General features: G+C 75.1%; 3 protein-coding genes. 2 read left to right on the top strand and 1 reads right to left on the bottom strand.

Going from position 1 to position 6,443, the window contains the following annotated elements:
• Nucleotides 1-633 (top strand): SCO6745 family protein (locus tag ACN6LD_RS36220; protein ID WP_445045370.1); only part of this gene is annotated, 633 nt, incomplete at its 5' end.
• Between the two features lie 420 nt (nucleotides 634-1,053).
• Entirely contained in the window at nucleotides 1,054-2,166 is a 1,113-nt protein-coding gene (locus ACN6LD_RS36215) for a DUF3533 domain-containing protein (RefSeq protein ID WP_445045369.1), read from the top strand.
• Between the two features lie 199 nt (nucleotides 2,167-2,365).
• On the opposite strand, the gene ACN6LD_RS36210 is transcribed toward ACN6LD_RS36215, so the two are convergent.
• Complete coding sequence (locus ACN6LD_RS36210; protein WP_445045368.1) at nucleotides 2,366-6,292, bottom strand: nSTAND1 domain-containing NTPase; 3,927 nt, start codon at nucleotides 6,290-6,292, stop codon at nucleotides 2,366-2,368.
• Nucleotides 6,293-6,443 lie beyond the last annotated feature (151 nt).

The raw sequence follows: 6,443 nt of genomic DNA, 5'->3' as shown, positions 1-6,443 counted from the left end.
CCGGCGGTGTGGTTGGTCGCCGCCCCCGAGGAGATCCTCGCGGCACGCCTGCGTGCCGTCGACGCGACGCTGCGGCGGCTGCTGGGCGAGGAGGCCCTGGGGTCCGCGGAGATGGCGGAGGCCGCGCGGCTCGCGCTGCGCGCAGCCGAGGCCGGGGGGCGTGGCGCCCGGCCGCTCTACTCGGCGCACGCCGACCTTCCCGTTCCCGACGAGCCGCACCTCGCGTACTGGCACGCGGCGACGCTGCTGCGCGAGCACCGCGGCGACGGGCACCTGGCGGTCCTGATGTCCGCCGGTCTGGACGGCCTGGAGGCCATGGTCACCCACACCGCCACGGGCAGGGGCATGACCCCGACGTGGGTGTCGAACAGCCGCGGCTGGAGCCCGGACGACTGGAGCGCGGCGGCGGACCGGCTGCGGGCCCGCGGGATCCTGGACGGAGACGGGGAGCTCACCGAGCGCGGCGTCGCCCTCCGCGAGGACATCGAGCAGGAGACGGACCGTCTGGACCGGGCCCCTTACGAGCATCTCGGCGCGGAGGGCGTGGCACGACTGACGGTGCTCGGCACGGCTTTCGCCCGAACCGCGCTGGCGGCGGGGGCGTTCCCGGCGGACCTGGTCGGCAAAGGCTGACACGACCTCACGCATGGCCCATGCCCTGATCAGGCTCGCGGCGGACCGGCCCGATCAGGCTTGCGGCGCGCCCGCCTGATCACGTTCCCGGCCGCCCGCCTGATCACGTTCCCGGCCGCCCGCCTGATCAGGTCGGGGCGACGCCGGCGCCCGACTCCGCCTGCCCCTGCGCCCTGGACCGGGGACGGCGGTGGAACCGAGGGAGGGAGCGGGTCGGGCCGGCTCTCGACGCCCTCAGCCGCCGTCGGCCGCCGGAGCGAGACGGTGGGTCCCGCGGAGACGGCGTGCAGGGCTCCGGGCAGGCCGATGCGTCCGTCGAGCGGTGTCAGCGACGGCGCGCATGACGACGGCGGCGTGAACGCCCTGCCGGTCCCGGTGAAGCGGAGCGGGGGATTCACCCGACTGTGGGATCATGCGCCCGTGAACGCACCCTCAACCCCCGCTCAGGGCGGATCACCCGCCGAGCGCGAGCCCAAGCCATCCGGTTTCGCTGCCGAGTTCAAGGACGCTGTCACCCTGCGGGCCTTCGGGCTCGTACTCGGCGGCCTGCTCGTCCAGCTCGCCTTCGTCGTGTCCTACGTCGGCGCCTTCCACTCCCCCACACCGCACCGGATACCCGTGGCGGTCGCCGCCCCGCAGCAGGCGTCCGCGAAGATCGTCGCCCAGCTCAACGCGCTCGACGGCGACCCGGTCGAGGCGACCGCGGCGCCGAGCACCGACGCCGCCCGGCAGTGGGTCCTCACCAGGAAGGCCGACGCCGCCTTCCTCTTCGACCCGACCGGCGCCGAGGACACCCTCCTGGTCGCCTCGGCGGGCGGGCCGTCGGTCTCGCAGACCGCCACCCAGATCGCCCAGAAGATCGAGGCCGGGCAGAAGCGGCAGATCACCGTCACGGACATACGGCCCCCCAACACCGGTGACGGGCGCGGGATGACGTCCTTCTACCTCGTGCTCGGCTGGGTGATCGGCGGCTATCTGACCGCGACGATCATGGGCATGGCCGCGGGTGCACGCCCCGCCAACCGACAGCGCACCCTGATCCGCCTCGCCGTGCTCGTGCTGTACGCGGTCGCGTCGGGGATCGCCGGCGCGGTCGTCGTGGGGCCCGTCTTCGACGCGCTCGGGGGCCACTTCTGGGCTCTGAGCGGCATCGGCACGCTGGTCGTCCTCGCCTCGGCGGCGACCGCGCTCGCGCTGCAGACACTGCTGGGTCTCGCGGGCACGGGGCTGGTCATCCTGCTCTTCGTGGTGCTGGGCAACCCGAGCTCCGGCGGCGTCTACCCGGCGCCGCTGCTCCCCGCGTTCTGGAGTGCGATCGGCCAGGCTCTGCCGCCGGGGGCCGGCACCACCCTGGTCCGCAACACGGTGTACTTCTCGGGACACGCCGTCACCACGGCGGTGTGGGTGCTCGGCGCCTATGCGGTGGGCGGCGCGGTGCTCGCCTGGGCGGCGTCCTGGCGGAACGAGAGACGGCACCTCGAGGCCCCCGCTGCGGAGGCCGAGACCCCTCCTCAGACCTCCCCCGCCGTCTGACACGACGTCCGGCCGCGCCGGCGCTCTGGAGAACCCCGCCGGCGCCATGGCCGTCCGGACCCGGGAACCTGCCGTCGACGCCCGGCCGTCAGGCCGTCGGCCGAGCGTCGACGGGGCACCGCGATGGCACGGCTGCGGCGCTTCACGGCTGCGGGGCTTCGGGCCTGCCGGTCCGGGGCGCCGCCGCCCGCCCGGGCGGTCAGGCCGCGCAGGTTCCCGAGTACGCGTATCCGGGCAGCAACCGCTGCCATCGTCCGCGGTCGACCGGGCCCACCACACGGCACAGGGCCGCCACGCGGTCGGTGATGCCGAGGTCCCACAGCCGGACGGTGCCGTCGTTGCCGGCGCTGGCGACCCTCCTGCCGTCCGGGGCGTAGGCGACGCTCCACACCGCTCGGGCGTGCCCGGTCAGGGTCGCGACGAGCCGTCCCCGCACGGGGTCCCACAGCCGTACCGTGCGGTCGTTGCCGCTGCTGGCGAGCGAGCGCCCGTCGGGGCTGAACGCCAGCCCCCGCACCGAGCCGGCGTGCCCGCCGAGCAGCCCCGTCACCCGGGCCCCGGCCACGTCCCACATCCGGATGACGCCGTCGTTGCCCGAGCTGGCGAGGGAGCGGCCGCCGGGGGCGAAGGCCACCGCGCGCACCGAGCCGCCCTTCGCGGTGAGGACGGTGCCGAGACTGCCGCGCGAGACGTTCCAGAGCCGCAGGGTGAGGTCGTCGCTGCCGCTCACGAGAGTGGCGCTGTCGCCGCTGAAGGCCAGGCAGTTCACGAAGTCGGTGTGCCCGGTGAGCACCGTGGCCCGCGTCCCGGCCGGACCGCCCGTGGACGACATCCTCCACAGCCGTACGGTGTGGTCGGCCGAGGCGGAGGCGAGCCACCGGCCGTCCGGACTGAACGCCACGTCGAACACGGCACGGGTGTGACCGCCGAGCACGACCGGGTCGCCCCCGTCTGCCGCGACGGGCCACAGCCGCACGGTGTGGTCGGCGCCGGCCGAGGCGAGCCACCGGCCGTTTGGACTGAACGCCACGGCGTAGGCCGCGCCGCTGTGGCCGGTCAGGGTGCGGACGAGGGTGCGGCGCGCCACGTCCCACAGCTGCAGGGCGCCGTCCGTCGCCGCGGAGGCGAGCATCCGGCCGTCCGGGCTGAAGGCGGCCTTCCACAGTTCGCTGACCGGGTAGACGCTGAGGGTGTGGCCGGTGAGATCCCACAGGGCCACGGTCCCGTCGAAGCCGGCGGTGGCCAGCAGGTCGCCCTTCTCCGCGACGGCGACGGCCATCACGTAGTCCGTGTGCCCCGAGAAGGAGTCGACCGCGCGGCGGGTGTGGACGTCCCAGCGGACGATGGTGCCGTCGCCCCCCGCGGAGACCACCGTGTGGCCGCCGGGTCCGAAGGCGAGGCCGTTCACGTCGTCGTCGTGCCCCGCGAGAAGGCCGGTCTGCCGGTGGGTTGCGGGGTCCCACAGCCGTACGGTGCGGTCGGCGCCGCCGGTGGCGAGCACCCGGCCGTCGGGGCTGAACGCCACGGCGAGGACATCGCCGCTGTGGCCGCTCAGGACGCCGACGTTGCGGAGGGTGTGCGGATTCCACAGCCGTACGGTGCGGTCGGAGCCCGCGCTGGCCAGGCGGGAGCCGTCGGGGGCGTAGGCCAGCGCGAGGACGTCGCCGGAGTGCCCCGGCAGCCGCCCGGTCTCACGGTGGGTGCGGGTGTCCCACAGGCGCACGGTGCCGTCCTGGCCTGCGGAGGCCACCGTGCGGCCGTCGGGCGAGAAGCTCACGGCGCGGACGGGGCCGCGGTGTCCCGTCAGGACGGCGATCCGACGCCGCTCGGACACCGACCAGAGCCGGATCGTCGCGTCCGAACTGGCCGAGGCCAGGGTGCGCCCGTCCGGCGAGAAGGACACGGACCGCACGGGCCCGTGATGACCGGTGAGCTCCCCCACGGCCCGTCGGGCGGCGACGTCCCACAGCCGCACGGTGCCGTCGGAGCTGGCCGAGGCCAGCAGCCGCCGGCCGGGGCCGAAGACGACGCTGTTCACCGCTCCACGGTGCCCGGTGAGCCGGCCCGCGAATGCGTTGGCCTGCGTGCTGAGCAGAGCGCTGCGCGCCTCCGTGGTCCGCGAGGTGCGATAGGCGGACTCCGCCAGCAGCATCGAGGCCTCCGGCCGCCCGAACGCGAGTTGCGCGGAACTGGCCGCCATGGCCTGCGACAGTGCCGTCCTGCGCTGTTCGTCCGCGGAGGTGCGCTGCTCGAAGACCGTCGCGCCGGCCAGGAGGGCCAGCGCGAGCAGGACGGTCAGCACGACGACCCCCGTCCGCTGCTGGCGCACCCGGCGTCGCGCCAGGCGGCGGCGCAGGTCCTCCTCGTGGTCGGAGGCGCGCAGGAAGTCGGCCTCCACGGGCGTCGGCACGCTGTCCCGGCCGCTGGGACCGGCTGCCCACTCCCGGGCCGCCGTCAGCCGGGCGCCGCGGTAGAGCAGACTCGGGTCGCGGTTCTCGCGGTCCCATTCGCGGGCGGCGGCGCCCAGTTGCTGGTGCAGGAGCAGATCGGCGCGCGTCGTCCTGACCCAGGTGCGCAGTCTGGGCCACACCCGCAGCAGGGCCTCGTGCACGATCTCCACACGGTCGGCGTCCACCGTCAGCAGACGGGCCGTCACCAGTGCGTCGAGCGTGGCCCGCGCGGCGGCCGGGTCGCGCAGCCCGTCGAGCAGTTCGGTCGTGGTGCGCGGCCGGCGGGAGGCCTCGTTGTCCTCGCCGACGCGCACCAGCCGCAGCAGCAGCCTGCGGGCGGCGTCCTGCCGGACCGGTGACAGGGCGGCGAAGAGGTCCTCGGCCGCGGCGGCGACGGAGCCGTGGATCCCGCCCGTCGCCAGATAGCCGGCCACGGTCATGGTGGAGTCGGTGCGCCGCTGCCAGGTCTCCCGCAGGGCGTGTCCGAGCAACGGGAGGACGCCGGGCCGGCCGATCGGGACGGCCGGGTCCGGGCCGCTGCCCCCGGCGCCCGGCGTGTCGGCCGCGCCCAGGTCGCGCAGCAGCAGCTCGACCAGTCCCGGCTCCAGGGAGGTGCCCGTCGCCGTGGCCGGACGGACGATGCACTCCCGCAGTTCGTCGGTGGTCATCGCGCCCAGCGCGAACAGCCCGTCGCTGACCACCGGGACCAGGGGCGGGTACTCCAGGCAGCGTCCGGTGACGTCTGCGCGCACCCCGAGAACCACGGTGAACGCCGGTCCGCCCGCCTCGGGTCCGTCGCCGCCGCCGGCGAGTGCGGCGAGCGCCGTGACATAGGCTCCGCGTTCCCTCTCGTCGTCGCAGAGGGTGAAGACCTCCTCGAACTGGTCGACGATGACGACACAGCCGCGGGGTCGCCGCGCGGCGACGGCCCAGGAGCGCAGGGCCGCCACGAGCCGGTCGGCCCGCTCGCCGGGCGGGCCGTCGTCGTGGAGGTGGTCGAGGACTCCGGCGGGCAGTGCGGCGCGCAGCGCGTGCAGGAGAGCGGGCAGCGGACGTGCCGTGGGGGTGCACATCACGATCGGAGCGTCCGCGCCGGCGCCGGCTTCGGCGTCCGCGTCGGCGGGCGGCACGCGGTGGACGTCGACGGGGAGGGGCCCGACGGGACCGGCGCCGAGCCCGCCGTCCGCGAGGGCGGGGACGAGGCCCGCGCCCAGCAACGATGACTTGCCCGACCCGGAGAGCGCGACGACGGCCACCGGCCCTCGGCCGAACCTCTGGGCGATGCGCTGAAGGAGCGCGGCGACCGCCTGTTCCCGCCCGAAGAACCGCCCGGCGTCGAGCGGACCGAAGGGCGACAGGCCCGGGTACGGACAGCTCTCGCCGTCGCCCTGCCCCGACGGCTCATCGCGCAGGGCCGGCGGCAGCAGGGCGAGCAGCGCGCCGTCGGCCGCCAGAGCGTCGTCGCACAACCGCGCGACATCGCCGTTGACCGGCTTCCTGCCGTTCTCGATCTTGCTCAGATAGCCCTTGCTGTAGTGCGTGATCCGCGCCAGGTCGGCCAGTGACAGGCCGCGTTCCAGGCGCAGTTCGCGAAGCGCGACGCCGAACGACGGTTGCTGCGGCCGCCGTCGAGCGGCGGTCGGCGGGTGCGCCGACCCGCCGTCCTTGTGGTCCATGAGTGGTGTGCCCCCGAGGCCAACGGCGCGCGGAGCGCCGTTTCTGACGCCGACTGGTCAGGTCGGCGACCGTGTGTCTGGGGGATGCTAAGCCCGGACGGGAACGGGGGATCTGAGGCATGACGGGAAGTGACGAGTGTCACAAAGACCG

The sequence above is a fragment of the Streptomyces sp. SAS_272 genome, assembly GCF_052543235.1.
Note: the sequence above shows the minus strand (reverse complement) of the source record. Positions and strands in the feature narration are given on the sequence as shown.

What these genes read in the sequence shown, in the direction of transcription:
- ACN6LD_RS36210 (WP_445045368.1), bottom strand. Translation starts at nt 6,292, where the DNA reads ATGGACCACAAGGACGGCGGGTCGGCGCACCCGCCGACCGCCGCTCGA.